The sequence below is a fragment of the Pseudomonas sp. NBRC 111127 genome (assembly GCF_001320345.1).
Lineage (GTDB): Bacteria > Pseudomonadota > Gammaproteobacteria > Pseudomonadales > Pseudomonadaceae > Aquipseudomonas > Aquipseudomonas juntendi.
In genome coordinates this window covers 1-14241 of sequence record NZ_BCBD01000042.1, presented here as the reverse complement: position 1 = coordinate 14241, position 14241 = coordinate 1, and the positions used below count along the sequence as shown (strand labels likewise).

Annotated in this window: 26 protein-coding genes and 1 tRNA gene; 4 read left to right on the top strand and 23 right to left on the bottom strand. The window is 61.4% G+C overall.

Annotated features, from left to right (window positions below):
* The first annotated feature begins 7 nt into the window (after nt 1–7).
* From pheT to APH30_RS10480, 4 genes are all read left to right on the top strand, one after another.
* Nucleotides 8–2389, top strand: coding sequence for a phenylalanine--tRNA ligase subunit beta (pheT, locus tag APH30_RS10495; protein WP_029884927.1), 2382 nt, complete (start codon nt 8–10; stop codon nt 2387–2389).
* A gap of 4 nt (nt 2390–2393) precedes the next feature.
* Nucleotides 2394–2696: an integration host factor subunit alpha gene (gene ihfA, locus APH30_RS10490; protein WP_003250679.1), complete on the top strand. Its 303-nt coding sequence runs from the start codon at nt 2394–2396 to the stop codon at nt 2694–2696.
* Nucleotides 2677–3033: a MerR family transcriptional regulator gene (locus APH30_RS10485; RefSeq protein WP_009685877.1), complete on the top strand. Its 357-nt coding sequence runs from the start codon at nt 2677–2679 to the stop codon at nt 3031–3033. The genes ihfA and APH30_RS10485 overlap by 20 nt, the downstream gene beginning before the upstream one ends.
* Nucleotides 3034–3149: 116 nt before the next feature.
* Nucleotides 3150–3226, top strand: a tRNA-Pro gene (locus APH30_RS10480).
* A 79-nt stretch (nt 3227–3305) separates the two neighbouring features.
* Here the strand turns inward: APH30_RS10480 and APH30_RS10475 are convergent.
* The 23 genes from APH30_RS10475 to APH30_RS10380 form a co-directional block, all read right to left on the bottom strand.
* Entirely contained in the window at nt 3306–4469 is a 1164-nt protein-coding gene (locus APH30_RS10475; RefSeq protein ID WP_256221995.1) for a tyrosine-type recombinase/integrase, read from the bottom strand.
* Complete coding sequence (locus APH30_RS29510; RefSeq protein WP_256221993.1) at nt 4355–4759, bottom strand: AlpA family transcriptional regulator; 405 nt, start codon at nt 4757–4759, stop codon at nt 4355–4357. The genes APH30_RS10475 and APH30_RS29510 overlap by 115 nt, the downstream gene beginning before the upstream one ends.
* Nucleotides 4760–4779: 20 nt before the next feature.
* The gene (locus tag APH30_RS29065; RefSeq protein ID WP_177333721.1) at nt 4780–4956 is read right to left on the bottom strand and encodes a hypothetical protein; all 177 of its coding nucleotides are present in this window, start codon (nt 4954–4956) and stop codon (nt 4780–4782) included.
* Nucleotides 4957–4994: 38 nt separating this feature from the next.
* Nucleotides 4995–5222 (bottom strand): hypothetical protein, encoded by a 228-nt coding sequence (locus APH30_RS10470; protein WP_054912493.1) that lies wholly within the window; start codon nt 5220–5222, stop codon nt 4995–4997.
* A 56-nt stretch (nt 5223–5278) separates the two neighbouring features.
* Nucleotides 5279–5497 (bottom strand): hypothetical protein, encoded by a 219-nt coding sequence (locus APH30_RS10465; RefSeq protein WP_054912492.1) that lies wholly within the window; start codon nt 5495–5497, stop codon nt 5279–5281.
* A gap of 46 nt (nt 5498–5543) precedes the next feature.
* On the bottom strand, nt 5544–5783 hold the full coding sequence (locus APH30_RS10460) for a hypothetical protein (RefSeq protein WP_054912491.1): 240 nt from the start codon (nt 5781–5783) through the stop codon (nt 5544–5546).
* Nucleotides 5780–6001 (bottom strand): hypothetical protein, encoded by a 222-nt coding sequence (locus APH30_RS10455; RefSeq protein WP_054912490.1) that lies wholly within the window; start codon nt 5999–6001, stop codon nt 5780–5782. The genes APH30_RS10460 and APH30_RS10455 overlap by 4 nt, the downstream gene beginning before the upstream one ends.
* Entirely contained in the window at nt 5998–6291 is a 294-nt protein-coding gene (locus APH30_RS10450; RefSeq protein WP_054912489.1) for a hypothetical protein, read from the bottom strand. Before APH30_RS10450 ends, APH30_RS10455 begins: the two co-directional genes overlap by 4 nt.
* Entirely contained in the window at nt 6266–6652 is a 387-nt protein-coding gene (locus APH30_RS10445) for an HNH endonuclease (RefSeq protein ID WP_054912488.1), read from the bottom strand. Before APH30_RS10445 ends, APH30_RS10450 begins: the two co-directional genes overlap by 26 nt.
* 66 nt (nt 6653–6718) lie before the next feature.
* Nucleotides 6719–7546: a hypothetical protein gene (locus tag APH30_RS10440; protein WP_156326427.1), complete on the bottom strand. Its 828-nt coding sequence runs from the start codon at nt 7544–7546 to the stop codon at nt 6719–6721.
* A 9-nt stretch (nt 7547–7555) separates the two neighbouring features.
* Nucleotides 7556–8950, bottom strand: coding sequence for a DNA cytosine methyltransferase (locus APH30_RS10435; protein ID WP_054912486.1), 1395 nt, complete (start codon nt 8948–8950; stop codon nt 7556–7558).
* A 13-nt stretch (nt 8951–8963) separates the two neighbouring features.
* On the bottom strand, nt 8964–9263 hold the full coding sequence (locus tag APH30_RS10430; RefSeq protein WP_256221992.1) for a hypothetical protein: 300 nt from the start codon (nt 9261–9263) through the stop codon (nt 8964–8966).
* Complete coding sequence (locus tag APH30_RS29505; protein WP_256221991.1) at nt 9220–9354, bottom strand: hypothetical protein; 135 nt, start codon at nt 9352–9354, stop codon at nt 9220–9222. Before APH30_RS29505 ends, APH30_RS10430 begins: the two co-directional genes overlap by 44 nt.
* A gap of 79 nt (nt 9355–9433) precedes the next feature.
* Nucleotides 9434–9799 carry a hypothetical protein gene (locus APH30_RS10425; protein WP_054912485.1) on the bottom strand — a complete coding sequence of 122 codons (366 nt, stop codon included), beginning with the start codon at nt 9797–9799 and terminating at the stop codon, nt 9434–9436.
* Complete coding sequence (locus APH30_RS10420; protein ID WP_054912484.1) at nt 9774–10139, bottom strand: hypothetical protein; 366 nt, start codon at nt 10137–10139, stop codon at nt 9774–9776. Before APH30_RS10420 ends, APH30_RS10425 begins: the two co-directional genes overlap by 26 nt.
* A gap of 249 nt (nt 10140–10388) precedes the next feature.
* A complete protein-coding gene (locus APH30_RS10415) occupies nt 10389–10907 on the bottom strand; it encodes a hypothetical protein (RefSeq protein WP_054912483.1) in 519 nt (172 codons plus the stop codon).
* Between the two features lie 7 nt (nt 10908–10914).
* Complete coding sequence (locus tag APH30_RS10410; protein WP_054912482.1) at nt 10915–11478, bottom strand: siphovirus Gp157 family protein; 564 nt, start codon at nt 11476–11478, stop codon at nt 10915–10917.
* Nucleotides 11475–12206 carry a Rad52/Rad22 family DNA repair protein gene (locus APH30_RS10405; protein WP_054912481.1) on the bottom strand — a complete coding sequence of 244 codons (732 nt, stop codon included), beginning with the start codon at nt 12204–12206 and terminating at the stop codon, nt 11475–11477. The genes APH30_RS10410 and APH30_RS10405 overlap by 4 nt, the downstream gene beginning before the upstream one ends.
* Before the next feature lie 286 nt (nt 12207–12492).
* Nucleotides 12493–12759, bottom strand: coding sequence for a hypothetical protein (locus tag APH30_RS10400; protein WP_054912480.1), 267 nt, complete (start codon nt 12757–12759; stop codon nt 12493–12495).
* Nucleotides 12756–12971 (bottom strand): hypothetical protein, encoded by a 216-nt coding sequence (locus tag APH30_RS10395; protein ID WP_054912479.1) that lies wholly within the window; start codon nt 12969–12971, stop codon nt 12756–12758. The genes APH30_RS10400 and APH30_RS10395 overlap by 4 nt, the downstream gene beginning before the upstream one ends.
* Nucleotides 12968–13552, bottom strand: coding sequence for a hypothetical protein (locus APH30_RS10390; RefSeq protein WP_054912478.1), 585 nt, complete (start codon nt 13550–13552; stop codon nt 12968–12970). The genes APH30_RS10395 and APH30_RS10390 overlap by 4 nt, the downstream gene beginning before the upstream one ends.
* A complete protein-coding gene (locus tag APH30_RS10385) occupies nt 13549–13743 on the bottom strand; it encodes a hypothetical protein (protein ID WP_054912477.1) in 195 nt (64 codons plus the stop codon). Before APH30_RS10385 ends, APH30_RS10390 begins: the two co-directional genes overlap by 4 nt.
* The gene (locus tag APH30_RS10380; protein WP_054912476.1) at nt 13740–14159 is read right to left on the bottom strand and encodes a hypothetical protein; all 420 of its coding nucleotides are present in this window, start codon (nt 14157–14159) and stop codon (nt 13740–13742) included. Before APH30_RS10380 ends, APH30_RS10385 begins: the two co-directional genes overlap by 4 nt.
* Nucleotides 14160–14241: the final 82 nt, after the last annotated feature.

Here is a 14241-nt window from a genome sequence, read left to right as displayed (position 1 = left end):
GAACAGCATGAAATTCAGTGAACAGTGGCTGCGCGGTTGGGTAAACCCGCAAGTCTCTCGTGACGAACTGGTTGCCCGCCTGTCCATGGCCGGCCTTGAAGTCGACAGCGTTACCCCCGCTGCCGGCCAGTTCAGCGGCATCGTGGTAGGCGAGATCCTGGCCACCGAACAACACCCGGACGCCGACAAGCTGCGCGTGTGCCAGGTAACCAACGGCCAGGAAACCTTCCAGGTCGTGTGCGGCGCACCTAACGCCCGCCCAGGCATCAAGGTGCCATTCGCCATGATCGGCGCCGAGCTGTCTGGCGACTTCAAGATCAAGAAGGCCAAGCTGCGTGGCGTCGAGTCCTTCGGCATGCTGTGCTCGGCTGCCGAGCTGGAAATCAGCGAAGAAAACGACGGCCTGCTGGAACTGGCAGCCGATGCCCCGGTAGGCGAGAACATTCGTACCTACCTGAGCCTGGACGACGCCAGCATCGAAATCGGCCTTACGCCGAACCGCGGTGACTGCCTCTCCATCGCCGGCCTGGCGCGTGACGTCAGCGCCCTGTACGACACCCCGGTGACCCGCCCGGTAGTGCCTGCCGTACCACCAGCCCACGACGAAGTGCGCCCGGTCGAAGTCAGCGCCCCGGCTGCATGCCCGCGCTACCTGGGCCGCGTTATCCGTAACGTCGACCTGAGCAAGCCAACCCCGTTGTGGATGGTAGAGCGCCTGCGCCGCAGCGACGTGCGTAGCATCGACGCCGCCGTAGACGTCACCAACTACGTGATGCTCGAACTCGGCCAGCCGATGCACGCCTTCGACCTGGCAGAAATCAACGGCGGTATTCGCGTACGCATGGCCGAAGAGGGCGAAAAGCTCGTTCTGCTCGACGGCCAGGAAGTGGCCCTGCGCGCCGACACCCTGGTGATCGCCGACCACACCCGTGCCTTGGCCATCGCCGGCGTCATGGGTGGCGAGCACAGCGGTGTAAACACCGAAAAAACCCGCGACCTGTTCCTGGAAAGTGCCTTCTTCGAGCCGATTTCCGTTGCCGGTAAAGCCCGTTCCTACGGCCTGCACACCGACGCCTCGCACCGCTACGAGCGCGGCGTCGACTCGCACCTGGCCCGCGAAGCCATGGAACGCGCCACCCAGCTGCTGCTGGACATTGTCGGCGGCGAAGCCGGCCCGGTCGTCGAAGCGGTCAGCGAGCAGCACCTGCCGCAGGTGGCCCCGGTTACCCTGCGCGCCGAACGCATCACCCAGATGCTTGGCATGGAAATGGACCCAGCCCAGGTCGAGCAACTGCTCAACGCCCTGGAACTGACCACCAGCAAGGCAGCCGAAGGGGAGTGGACCGTCACCGTGCCAAGCCACCGCTTCGACATCAGCCTGGAAGTGGACCTGATCGAAGAACTGGCCCGCCTGTACGGCTATAACAACCTGCCGGTCCGCTACCCGCAAGCGCGCCTGGCGCCACAGGGCAAGCCGGAAACCCGCGGTGACCTACCGACCCTGCGCCGCCTGCTGGTTGCCCGCGGTTACCAGGAAGCCATCACCTACAGCTTCATCGACCCGAAACTGTTCGAACTGTTCAGCCCGGGCGTAGAGCCACTGCTGCTGGCCAACCCCATTTCCAGCGACATGGCCGCCATGCGTGCCTCGCTGTGGCCGGGCCTGGTCAAAGCCCTGCAGCACAACCTGAACCGCCAGCAAGACCGCGTGCGCCTGTTCGAAAGCGGCCTGCGTTTCGTCGGCCAGCTGGGTGACCTGCAACAGCAGCCCATGATCGCTGGCGTGGTCACCGGCAGCCGTCTGCCAGAAGGCTGGGCCAACGGCCGCGACGGCGTCGATTTCTTCGACGTTAAAGCCGACGTGGAAGCCTTGCTGGGTTATTCCGGTGCCCTGAGCGACTTCACCTTCAGCGCCGGCAAGCACCCAGCCCTGCACCCAGGCCAGACCGCCGCCATCGAGCGCGACGGCAAACTGGTCGGTTACCTCGGCGCCATCCACCCAGAGCTGGCCAAAGCCCTGGACCTGGACCGCCCGGTGTTCCTGTTCGAGCTGGTGCTGGGCGACGTGGTCGAAGGCCGCCTGCCGAAATTCAGCGAACTGTCCAAGTTCCCGGAAACCCGTCGTGACCTGGCCTTGATCGCCGGTCGTGACGTGGCAGCCAGTGCGGTGCTTGAATTAATTCGTGACAATGCAGGCGAATGGCTCACAGACCTCAGGCTGTTTGATGTCTACCAGGGTAAAGGTATTGATCCTGATAGAAAAAGCCTTGCCGTCGGCTTGACCTGGCAGCATCCATCGCGCACTCTTAACGACGATGAGGTGAACACTACCCTGCAAAACATCCTCACCTCGCTCGAACAAAGGTTGAACACCACGTTAAGGAAATAACGGCATGGGTGCTCTGACGAAAGCTGAGATGGCCGAAAGGCTGTACGAGGAGCTGGGGCTTAACAAGCGTGAGGCCAAGGAGCTGGTCGAGCTGTTTTTCGAAGAAATTCGGCACGCACTTGAAGAGAACGAGCAGGTCAAGCTGTCCGGTTTCGGCAACTTCGACCTTCGCGACAAACGCCAGCGGCCGGGCCGCAACCCCAAGACTGGGGAAGAAATCCCGATCACCGCACGGCGCGTCGTCACCTTTCGTCCAGGGCAGAAGTTGAAGGCCCGGGTTGAGGCCTATGCTGGAACCAAGCCATAACGACGAACTGCCCCCCATACCGGGCAAGCGCTACTTCACCATTGGTGAAGTGAGCGAGTTGTGTGCCGTAAAGCCACACGTGCTGCGGTATTGGGAGCAGGAGTTCGACCAGCTCAACCCTGTGAAGCGGCGGGGGAACCGGCGGTATTATCAGCGGCAAGACGTGCTGATGATCCGGCAGATTCGCGCGCTGCTGTATGAGCAGGGGTTCACCATTGGCGGGGCGCGGTTGCGGCTCTCCAGTGATGAGGCTAAAGATGATTCGAGCCAGTACAAGCAGCTGATCCGGCAGATGATTGTCGAATTGGAGGATGTGCTGGTCGTGTTGAAGAAGTGAGCTGTGGCTTTTCGGGTGAGTGAAAATTTTTTTGAGAAAAAGCTTTCATTTATCAGAGGGTTAGGGTAAATTCTTTAACGTTCTCGGCAGTATTGAGAACTTGCTTCAAGCCCAGTCGGGGCGTAGCGCAGCCCGGTAGCGCACTTGCATGGGGTGCAAGGGGTCGAGTGTTCGAATCACTCCGTCCCGACCATATATTTCAGTGACTTAGGCCATTTCCGAAAGGGGTGGCCTTTTTCATGTGCGTGACTTTTGCGTGACTTCTCAGGTTTTTACGCCTGCCTCCTCTTCAGAATTGTCAGTACCGGCCCACGCGAGTCCGTCGCTGAAACTTTGTTTGCCGCCTCTATCAACTGCCCAAGCTCCGCGCCAGAATAGTGGCTGGTCACGCTTCCGTTCTTGTGACCAAGTAGCGACTTCCGATCTTCCTCTGTTACACCAGCTGCTTTCAGGCGCCTGCCGAAAGTGTGCTTCAAGTCGTGAACCCTGATCGAAGCGAACCCGGGGTGTGCCGGCCGCAAGTGTTGCTCCTGCCAGAGCTTTGCCGCGCGCACCCTTGCTTTCTTCCAGGCCGAGTCGTTCATCCTGTGCATCCCGGTGCCGTTGTAGGGGAAAACCCACTCCCGACTGACTCCGCGCTGCCCTTCGATTATCGACTTCGCCACGGTGTTCAGCACCACCAAACGCTCGTCTCGGTTCTTCACACCTGAGTTCTCGTGCCGGCCGCCGAAATCGGCAGGTATCAGGAACACGCTCGTGCCCAGTTCGGGTACCGAAATCTCCCAATCCCACCTCAGTTTGCAGACTTCCTGCTCGCGGCAGCCTGTGTTCACCTTGAACAGGGCCATCTTGTGCAGGTGCTCCGGCAACTCACCGAAGAGAATCGATTGCTCATCCCAGGACATGGGGTAGGGCTTTCGGCTCGCTCTCTTCTCCTCCAGCTTGGCCAGCAGCGGAATGCTGTCGAGCCAAGGCCTGCGCTCTTCATCGCGCCACTTCCTGCAAGCCAGCGACAGCACGCGAATCACACGCTCGATCGCGATGTTCACCGTCCGGTTGCTGACCGCCTTCCTCACCTTCCCATTCGGCAAGTCTTCGTCCGTCTGCCGGTCCCGAATAAACGGGGCCAGCGCCTGGTCATCGATATGCGTCAGTGGTAGGTCGCCCAGGTACGGGTCCAACTGCTGCAGGCACAGAGCCGTCAGTTTGATCGACGGCTGATCCTTGTGCTCGAGCAAGTACCTGGTGGCCGCCTCGCGGAATGTCCGAACCTGCCGAACGCCATACACCTTGCGCTGGCGGATCTGCTCCAAGCGGTGAATCAGGTATTTTTCTGCTTCCGCCCGGTCACCAACTCCAGTGCTTTCGTAAAGTCTCTCTCCGTTGATCTTTTTGTCGATGTGCCAGATGCCGTTCCTTTGGGAAAGGCCTGTGATTGTCTTTCGCGCCATCCCTTATCTCCTGATGGGCGCTCGCTGCCGGGTGATTGTCGTCCCTGAGCGCCTTCTTTCGCAATTGCCATGGCCTGGATGTAGTCGTTCACCCAGGCGTCCAGTTCTTCCCGGTCAAAGCCGATGCCGCGTTCCCCGATGGGGAATTCGCTCACATGCGGCCTGACGGTCTTGTTGAATTCTGATCGGCACATGCCGAGGTACTGCGGGGCATCGCCGGCGCGGATGATGCGCGGCTGAATGCGTGCGGCCGGTGCCGCGCTGGCGTTTGCCATGTGTATCTCCTGCGGCCATGTCAGGCCGTGAAGTGGTACCCGACCTTCGCCGCCCGGGCGGCTTCCTCGGTACGGAACATGAGTTCGGTTTTGCCTGGGCGTCCATCCGATTCGTATTCGGCCGATACCCACCAGTGGCCGAACTTGCGGTACGGCTCGCTGAGTATCTTCGTGACGTAGCAGTCGATCAGGTTCATGGATGGTCTCCACGCCGCCGGTGGCGGCAGGTTGGTGGTCAGGCCTCGCCTTCGGTGATGGAATGCTCGACTGACTGTGAGCGAGCATCAGCGGCGCCCAGGTAAACCCTGTTCAGCGCTGTGTCCTGCAGAACGCAGACTGCATCGGTGTCTTCGTCGTTTTCGCTCAGAACTGGCAGCGCCTGATGGCGGATAAGGTCGACGCTCACACCCTCGGGAACGTCGAAGCGGGTGGTGATCGTCGTGGTCACGGTGATGATTGGCATGGCAATAGCTCTCCATGCCCGCGCATGTCGGCGGGCTTGAGTAGGTGAGGGATGGGTTAGGCGCGGTGGCCGCGCTTGATGAACCAGTCGAGGGCGTCGCAGATCAGCAGGTTCTCGTACCAGTCCTCAATCTCGCGCCGCTCATGGCGGTCGCGGAAGAAGGTCGGGCCAAGGTAGTTGTGCCAGCTCATGAACACTCTGGTACCGTCGGCCAGCGGCAGGCGGTAGAACGGAGACATGCAGACAAAGCCATGCTCGATGCGCACGCAGGTCATCGCGGCCACCTGTAGATCAGGTAGGCCATGTACATCAAGGGCAGGATCATGGCTGAGCCTCCATTGCCAGGTCGATCGCCTGACGGTTCTGCTCTGGGCTTGGCTCGAAATTGACAGGGCCTTCGAGATGGAGGCATTCGTATTTCGTATCTGGCCAAATACCCTCCTGAACATAGAGCTCGTAGAAGAAGGTGCCGCGCCCGTTGGTGCCAATTCCCTCCAAGGTGACTTGGCGGCTCCGGGACAGGATGAAGTCAAGGCGCTGAGTGTCTGTGTGCTCGCTCACAGCTGATACCTCTCATCAATCCAGCGCCCAGGCGCCAGTGCGGGTGTAGGTTCGGGTTGTGTTTCGTGCGGGGAAAGCTGGCGCCGTGTGTCAGCGCTGAACTCACAGGTGCTGGCCCGGGCCTGGCTGCAGTTCTTGCCTGAGGCATCGATGCAGACTTCGAAGTCGCAGCCGGCCAGGGTGGCAAGAATCAGGAGGCAGAGGGCGAGGCGCTTCATGGCTGCACCTCGGCGTTGTAGCGCTTGTAGTCCTCACCGAACTCCCAGCAGTAGGTCGCCGGCCATGCACCACGGGTGCCCTGCGGCACGATGTTGTACATGCGGTCGTAGGTGCCGTGGCCCGGGGTTGTCTTGATCCAGACATGCTCAGGGCCACCAAGGCACCAGCCAGGGTGATCGGCAACGGCAGCCTTCATGAACTCTTCCAGGTTGTGGTGACCCTTGCTCATGCAGATGTAGGTGTCCTCGCCAACGCTACGCACATCAAGCGGATAGGTTTTGGATGGCATCGCTCTGCACCTTTTCGAAGTAGAAGACGACCTCGGCTCCAGTCTCGGCGATCAAGCCGTAGGCCTTGGCCAGGCGGTAGATGGGGTGGTACTGGTTTAGGCTGTTGACGTGGCCGGCCAGCCAGCGGCGCCAGTCCTCCAACTGCATGCGGGACTTACTCAGGTTGCAGGGCACGCAGGCCGGCATCATATTGGCCACGTTGTGGTTCTGCAGCTGCTCGGCCACGCGCTCATCTGGCAACCTGATCACCGGGGCGAAGTGGTCGGCGTGCCAGCGCCTGCCCAGATCGTTGCCGCAATATGCGCAGCGGCCGCCGTACTTCAGGCGGACCTGCTCGCGCTCAGCTTTCTTCAGGCGCACGGATGCTCCTTGGCCGCCATATCGCGGCAGTGAATAGAGGGGAGAGGGGTTACAGCGGGGTGGGTGTTACGGCTTGCGCTCCAGGGCGGCGCGGGCTTGCCAGCCTTTCCATGCACATTCCAGATAGAAGTTCATGTATCCGCCATCAGCATTTCTGTCCATATCACTGCTTGGTTCGGTATGCAGAACGGCGGACTCAAACCCCACCCGCTCGTCGATCTCAACCGGCGCGCTCGGCTCTGCGCTGGCGGATAGGTGGTTATTGATCGAATCCCACAGAAGCCTGCCTTCATGGATTTCAGTATCACGAATTTTTGTTAGAAGGCGGTTTGCTTCGGCCAGCTGGGCGCGCAGAGTATCGCGCTCTCGTTCAAGGCTGCTGTTAGTTCGCAGTTCGTTATCCCGCTGCTCCCTGACCAGTGTCAGAGTTTTCCGCAGCCGCTCAACCTCGCCAGGGTCGGCAGTGGCAGCTGTCAGTACTTCACGGATTAGGGAAGTACCTGCATCGCCGGTCGGGTCCTCGCTGAACATTTCCAGCGCTTCATGTACGGCGGGTGCATTGGCGATGCGCTCGCACTCGTCCCAGCGCGCATGCCACGTGCTGGCCTGCACCGGCCGGCTATACAGCGGCCCCAGCTTGGCGATTTCGTCGAGGCAGGCGTTCCAGACCTTATCCGCTTCAGAAAGGAATGAGGGGTCGAGATGGTGCGCCTTGCGCGCAGGCAGCACCACCGGATCGCCCTGGTGCTGCTCGGCTGGCTGGGCCAGGATGGCGCGCAGGTCACGGGCAATGCTGCACTTGTTGTATTCCTGCAGCAGCTCCGCCGCTTGCACAACGGCTTCGCGCGGCACGCTGACCATCTCTGTGTTGCTGGATCGGTTTTCTGTGGGCATGGGGATACCTCAAGCGAGTCGTTCAAGTTGATGTTGGATGCGCCGGCCGATCCAGCGCACGACTGGGACGGCCTTGCTGTTGCCGATCGCTTTGTAGCGCGGGCCATCTGGGCAATCGCTGGCCGGTTTGGTGCGATAGGGGATCAGCGTGTAGTCATCGGGGAATCCCTGAAGCCGTTCGCACTCGCGCGGGGTGAGTCTGCGCACGCTCTCGGAGTGGACTACCACGTTCGGGCCTTTCGCTGAGTCTGTACTGTCGACCTGCTTCCCATAGCTACTGGTCAGCGTCTGAGCTAGCTCACGACAGCTCACAATCGGCTGACCCCGACCGGTACCGTCCTCGCTGGCATCGAAGCCTTCAGCCTTCAAGGTATGGGTGATCTCACCGGTAACGCATACCGCGTTCTCCTGGCCGCTGTTCCGACCCAGTGCAAATGCCTGATCGGTTAGGGTGCAAGGGTCTTGCGTGCCGTGGACAACCAGCATTCCGCTCTCCGCGTCTTGCTGAGTAGCGCTGCCGGCAGCCTTGCCGTTTGCTTGCAAGGTGCCGCTGACGACGAAAGCCTCTGTTTCGAAATCCATCCTGCCGCTGGCGCTGGCGCAAGCATTGCGTGCTGGCGCCACATCAATGGGGCCAGCAGTGTTGTTCCCGCCGTAGACCGTCAGTCGTCCGTCTGCTGCGTCGTTCTCGTCGACGCCTCCAGTGCTCGCTGTAATTGTTCCGGCAGGCGCTTGCCCCTCGCCGCGGCGCGGCGGAGTATCCCGGCGCACGCCTTCGCGCTCAAAAAGTACTTCGAGTGGATCGAACCCTGCTCGAGCACTTGCGACAACGAACACACGGCGGCGTCGTTGGGCCAGGCCGAAATATTGGGCATCCAGAACCCGCCATGCGACTGTTCGCGTGGGTCCATACACACAACCAGCGTCCTTCCATTTACCCCCTGGCGGCTTGAGCTCTGCGGATTCGCCCACCAAGGCGCCGAGGAAGCAGCCAAACGCGTTACCTTTGTCTGAGAGGACTCCAGGGACGTTTTCCCAGACACAGGCGGCCTCGGGCTCGCCACGCTTTGTTCGAACATGGTCAATTGCATCGAGCAGCTCCACGTATTTGATGGTGAGGGCGCCGCGGGGATCGGCCAGGCCTTCGCGCATGCCGGCCACACTGAATGCCTGACAGGGTGTACCGCCGACCAAGGCATCAGGTGCTTGGATCTTGCCGGAAAGCACCATGGCTGCCAGGCGGGTCATGTCGCCGTGGTTCGGCGTGTCCGGGTAGTGGTGGGCCAGCACCGCGCTGGGGAATGGTTCGATCTCGGCGTACCAGGCGGCACGCCAGCCCAGCGGGTGCCAGGCTACGGTCGCAGCTTCAATGCCGCTGCAGACGCTTCCGTAGGTGATGGGCATCGGTGATCCTCGGCTACGCAACTTTCGGCGTCATCTCTGGCTGGTAGTCGACCCAGCCAATGCGCGGCGCCTTGGTTTTCTTGTTGGTTAGGGGGTTGCCATCTGCATCGGTGAGCGTGCACTTGGCTCTGACGCGCAGGTCGCGGCAGTTACCAGACTTCCTGGCCAGGCTCACGAACTGCTCGGCGTACTGAGGAGCATCGAATGTCGGACTGAGCTGTCGCACCTTCTTGCCCTGCATGATCTTCTCGGCCGACTTCTCGACTGCCTCATTCCACTCGCTGACCGTCAGGTCCAAGGGGGGGGCAGCCAACCTTGCCGCTCGGCTTGGTGGTCTTGGTGATCTTCCTGGCCTCGGCCAGCGCTACATCACGGGTCATGCCGAACACTGCGAATGTGGTCATGGTGATCTCCAGGCAGGCGCCGCCCTCGCCGGGTCGGCGTTATCGTTGAATAGGGGAAGGCGCTGGCGGGCAGCGCGGGTTATCTGCTGGCTATCAGCAGCTGGCCGGGCTCGGCATCGTCCGGGTCTTCGCCCAGCATCAGGTCAGGCGCCCGAAGCTCGCGACCGATGCGGAACTGATCAAGCCGCCGCGCCACAAAATCGGATATGACTATTTCGTGGCGCGGAGCACTGAGGAAGTGGCGGGCCGCTTCAGGCCCCAATTCATGGATACGGTGGATAAGCAGGGTCATGGCCTCGCCGTTTTCCTCGACTTCGGCCCATTGCATGATTTCGGCCAGGGCCTGGCGGGTGCCGGCGCGGGTTTTCATGCGCAGCTCTTCAATGCCGGCCTTGGCTTCTTTCTCCTTGCGCTTCTCGTCACGCTGCTTTGACGTCAGAGCCATCATCGCCTCCATTGCGCACAAAGCGGGTGCCCGGTGCGTACTCCAGCAGGTCGCACACCCGGTTGATGATCTTTAGCGCTGCGTCGAACACCTTGGCATCATTAGGCTCACGGGCCGGGCGCTTCATGTTCGGCTGGTGCTCCAGGCAGACCTTGTCGACCAGGCGCCGGGCCAGCCTGCGCAGGTGATCGGCGCTGTCGTGCACGCGCAGGCTCAGCGCGAAGGCCAAGGCCACATCGTCAGGCCGGTACTGGCCGCCGCTGCGGGTGTTGTACAGCTTCTTCACCGGCCGATTCATCCAGGCTGGGAGGGTTACCACTCCAGAAGGTGCTTTCTGCATTTCGGTGCTCCGATAGGCCGCTGGGCGGCAGGTGGAACTGTTCTTGCCGCCGGCGCTGGCGGACCAAGGTGTTGACGCGCCTCATGGATGACACACCTCAATCGGCGTTTTCTTCGTCGATCCGGAAGGCATGACTACCAGCAGGTGCTTGCTTCCCCGGTAAACGCCCCAAGGCTGACCAGTGGATCTGGCCATGGCCGCCGCGTACTTCACGGCGGGCACGGGTTGAGACATGGTGGCGATCATGGCTTACCCCCGATTCCGCTGGAGCGGGAAGTCAATGCCGAGCTCGGCAATGATCCGCGCGAACCTGCAGTTACCGATGCCCAGCTCCAAAGTCACGCCCCACCGGGACTTGCCGGCATCACGCAGGGCAATGATCTTGTCGGCGATGTCACGATCCTCCTGGCTCGGTTCGGCCTTTGCCTTTGCCTTCGCCGGTCTGGCCGGCTTCGGCGGGCTGAAGAACTTGAATCCTCCCCGCGCCGCTACGCCCCAAAGAGCGGTCTTGGTTTCACCTAGGAGTTCTGCCACCTCGCCACAGGTCATGGTCTTAGCAAGCTCGGCGACCTGCGCAGTGCGAGCCTTGGCGCGGGTTTGTTGAGGGTGTTCCTTTGCGGGCCGAACTGGCTTGACCCGCTTTGGCTTCGGCTCAGGGTGATGACGCTGCCGGAAGGGCACGTACTGGAAGCCCTCAAGCACAATGATCTGACCGCCAGACGCGAAGAAGGCCGCTTTTGCGGCCTCCAGGTCGATTGATGGGTTCATGCTGACCTCACTTGATGCGGATTGAGCTCTCGCCGCGCTCCAAATGCGCCCAGGCTGGCTCAGGTATCAGTTCATGTTCGCAGTCTTCGCCCGCGGCCATGCGCTTGCGCACTGCTTCGTTGTGCTCGCGATCCGCCTTGAGCTTTGCGGCGATGGCGTTCTTGTCCGGCGCGATCTTGGTCTGCACTGATGTCAGTTCGTCCGGCACCGCCTGCTCGTTGTCGACGATGACCCGCTCCTTGCCGGCTACCAGACTGATGGTGAACAGCGGGCGCTTGATCGACTTGATGTTGGCTGCATCCATATTGCGCCGCAGGTAATCGGTGATCGCCGTCACGCTGTTGGTTTTGATGCGCTTGAGCTCGTTGAGGCGGTCAATCTCCGCGTCGATCGCGCTGATGTCGCCTTCGATGTTCCGGCGCAGCATCACGATGTTGTCGGCCTTCACCTCAAATTCGCCCTGGATGCCGGCCATGGTGTCCTGAATAGCCTGCTTGAGACCTTCGTCGTCGGTGTCGCACATGGCCGCCAGTTCGGCCATCTGGCCGGTGAGTGCGTAGAGCTGGGTCATGCTGCAGCCTCCTGTGGCTTGCCGGCCTCAAGATTCTTCAGTTCAAGCGAGATCCGCGCTGCGCCTTTCTCATCCTTGCGGCCGATCAGCTTGCGAACTGCGTGGTCGTGGATTTTCTTGCGCTCATGCGGCGTCACCGCCTTCTGCATGGTCTCGATCGTGTCCTTGATGAAGTCCAGGCGCTCCTGCTGTTGGCGCTCGATCTCGGCCTGGCGGTCTTCCGCCTGCTCGATAGCCTGCTCGGCCTGGAGCTGCTGGACGTAGTTCTGGTCGTCGAACATCCCGAGGAACACGTCGGCGCTGAAGCCCAGCATGGAAAGGGCTTTCTTGATGGCGTCAGTCAGGGACTTCTTCGGCGCCTCGCCATCGGTGGTCATGCCGTACTTGGTCTTGTACTGGTACCGGGTACAGCCGTACTGCTCGACCTCGCCGCGCTGGCCGTCCTGTATGAACCAGAGCTGGATTTTGACGGTGTGGCCAATCTCCCGGCCCAGGCAGATGCGCTTGTCGCCTTCACCTGCGAATACCTCGTGCCCGTCGTCGAAGCGTTCCTCCAACACTTTCCAGCCCCAGCCGATGCCAACCGGACCGAACATTTCGGTGGCCTTCATGACCATGGCGGTGCCGTTCAGGCTGGTGATCTTCTGGCCGCCGACCTCGGCGTTCTTGGTGTAGCGGGTATCGGTGGTCTGCACCTGCTCCCAGATGCGCATGTTGTTAGTGGACATTGGAAAACCTCGCGCCAGGCCGGCGCCGTCAGTTGAAAGGGGAATGCCAGGTCACCCAGGCACGGAGGTACGCTCCAGGCCCTGGCTGCGGTGGATGGTTGCGCGCTCTCGCCGCTTACGCTCCCGCATGGGGTACGGTTATCCCGAAGGGCCGCCGTGCTCGGCTACGTGATTCAGGAAGTGATGGAGCCAGCCCAGGCGCTCGCAAGCATCCAGGCGGTGCAAAGGGTCAGGGTGATGAAGCTGCCGCGCCAGAATGCCCAGCGGCGGGCTTGCTGGAGGCTAGTCATGGCTTGACGCCCAGCAGCTTCAGCAGATTAAAAACGCCTCGTCCAGGCCTGCCGCCGCCGCGCGGGATGTACTTGCCGGTGCCGGGCCAGAAGTCAGCGACCTTGCCTTCGTGCGAAACGATCAGGTGTGCGCCCATGTTCTTGACTTCGAACTGGACGCCTCGCTCGGCGAGGATCTCGGCACTACCCTGGCGGTTCCTAGCGCGACGCTCGGCGCTTTCAGCCTGCCAACCGATCTCGACGGTACGCTCAATGTCTCTCATGCCCGCACCTCATAGGCCAGCGTGCACATGCCGCAGAGGTAGGCCCGGCCCGACCAGGCCGCAGGGTTCTCGATGTGAGCCAGGCGCGCCTGATTCATGGCGTCCTCCATGGTCAGGCCCTTGAACACCATCAGAATTCGGTCGTCTGGTACGACATGGGCGACCTCGGCGACCTGCTCGTCGATGATCGTGGTGACTATTGGCGTGGTCATGGAGCCTCCTGTTTACGGTAGCCGGCGTCGTAGATGCGCTTGGCGCACAGGGCTTGAACTGTGTCCTCGTGAATGCACGCTTGGTCATGACCAAGCATGACATCGAGGATCTTTTTGACCGCATGCTCTCGCTCTTCCTCCGCAATCTGCTCGGGCGTTCGGATGGGGCGGAAGCAGCCATGTGCGCCTTGGCCGACTTGCAAATACTCAAACTCAGGCGGGGCGAAGAAGGTGAACGCCGCGACATCAATGGACCCGCTTTTGAAGTGGGCGATCACCGTCACGCGGTCACCAATCAACGGATCAGACGGCAAGGTTTCCTCTGGGTTGAATCCAGCGAACTCGCACACTGTGCCAACTGGCGGAAGACCCTCGCCGCTCCATTGCTCAGGCCGGGCCGTAAGGCTTGATACCTTCGGAAATACGCAGCTGTCCGTGGCCTCGCGCCACGCACTGCCGTCCTCTGTGTAGGCAAGGATCTGGTCGCCCTCAACCTTGTACCAGGCGGAGAAGTAGAAATCGTTTTCAGCACCGAAGTGTGTAGCGCCTTCTGGTGCTTTGCTCCAATCAATCTCGCTCACGCGACCTCCTTGCGCCCATCAACGATCTTGTTGAGGCGCCCGCAGTAGTGGTTGAACTCTTCGATGGTGATGCGCTGGTCTGCCAGCATTTCGGTCAGCAGCTTGAGGACCATCGCCTGCCAGGATCGTGGAGTCGCTGGGTCAGCCATGGCGTCGAGCTCGTTATCGATCAAGACGTGGGCGCTTTTCATTCCGCCTCCTCTGCCTGGGCAAGAGCTCCTTCTGCTGCGAAGGGGGTCAGCAGCGTGCGGGCGATTTCCTGAAGCATGGCGTCAGGGTTGGCCACGCTCATGATCTCTTCGGCTGCCGATGCTGCATCGCTGGTGGCCTTGCAGCGCGCGGCCAGCACCAGACGACCCAGCACCGAATTGCTGATGCCCGACAGGCCAAGCTGGCCCATCACGAACTCATCGACCGCCTGGGCGAAACGCTCAAAGGTCACGCCACGCTGGCGAAAGTTGCGCTGGAACACCACGTCACGGCGCGCCATCAGCTCGGCAATGCCGTTGTCGATCCAGCGCGCTTCAGCTTCCTCAGCCGCGCTCTCGCTCACCGCCGGCGGCAACTGGTTGTCGTACTGCCATTGTGCTGCTCGAAGTGCGCCCATGGCGTCCTCCTGGTGGTTGTGCGGCCGCATTGGCCAGGAGCCAGGCACGGGTGACCAAACCCACCGTGAAAGGTGGCCTGGC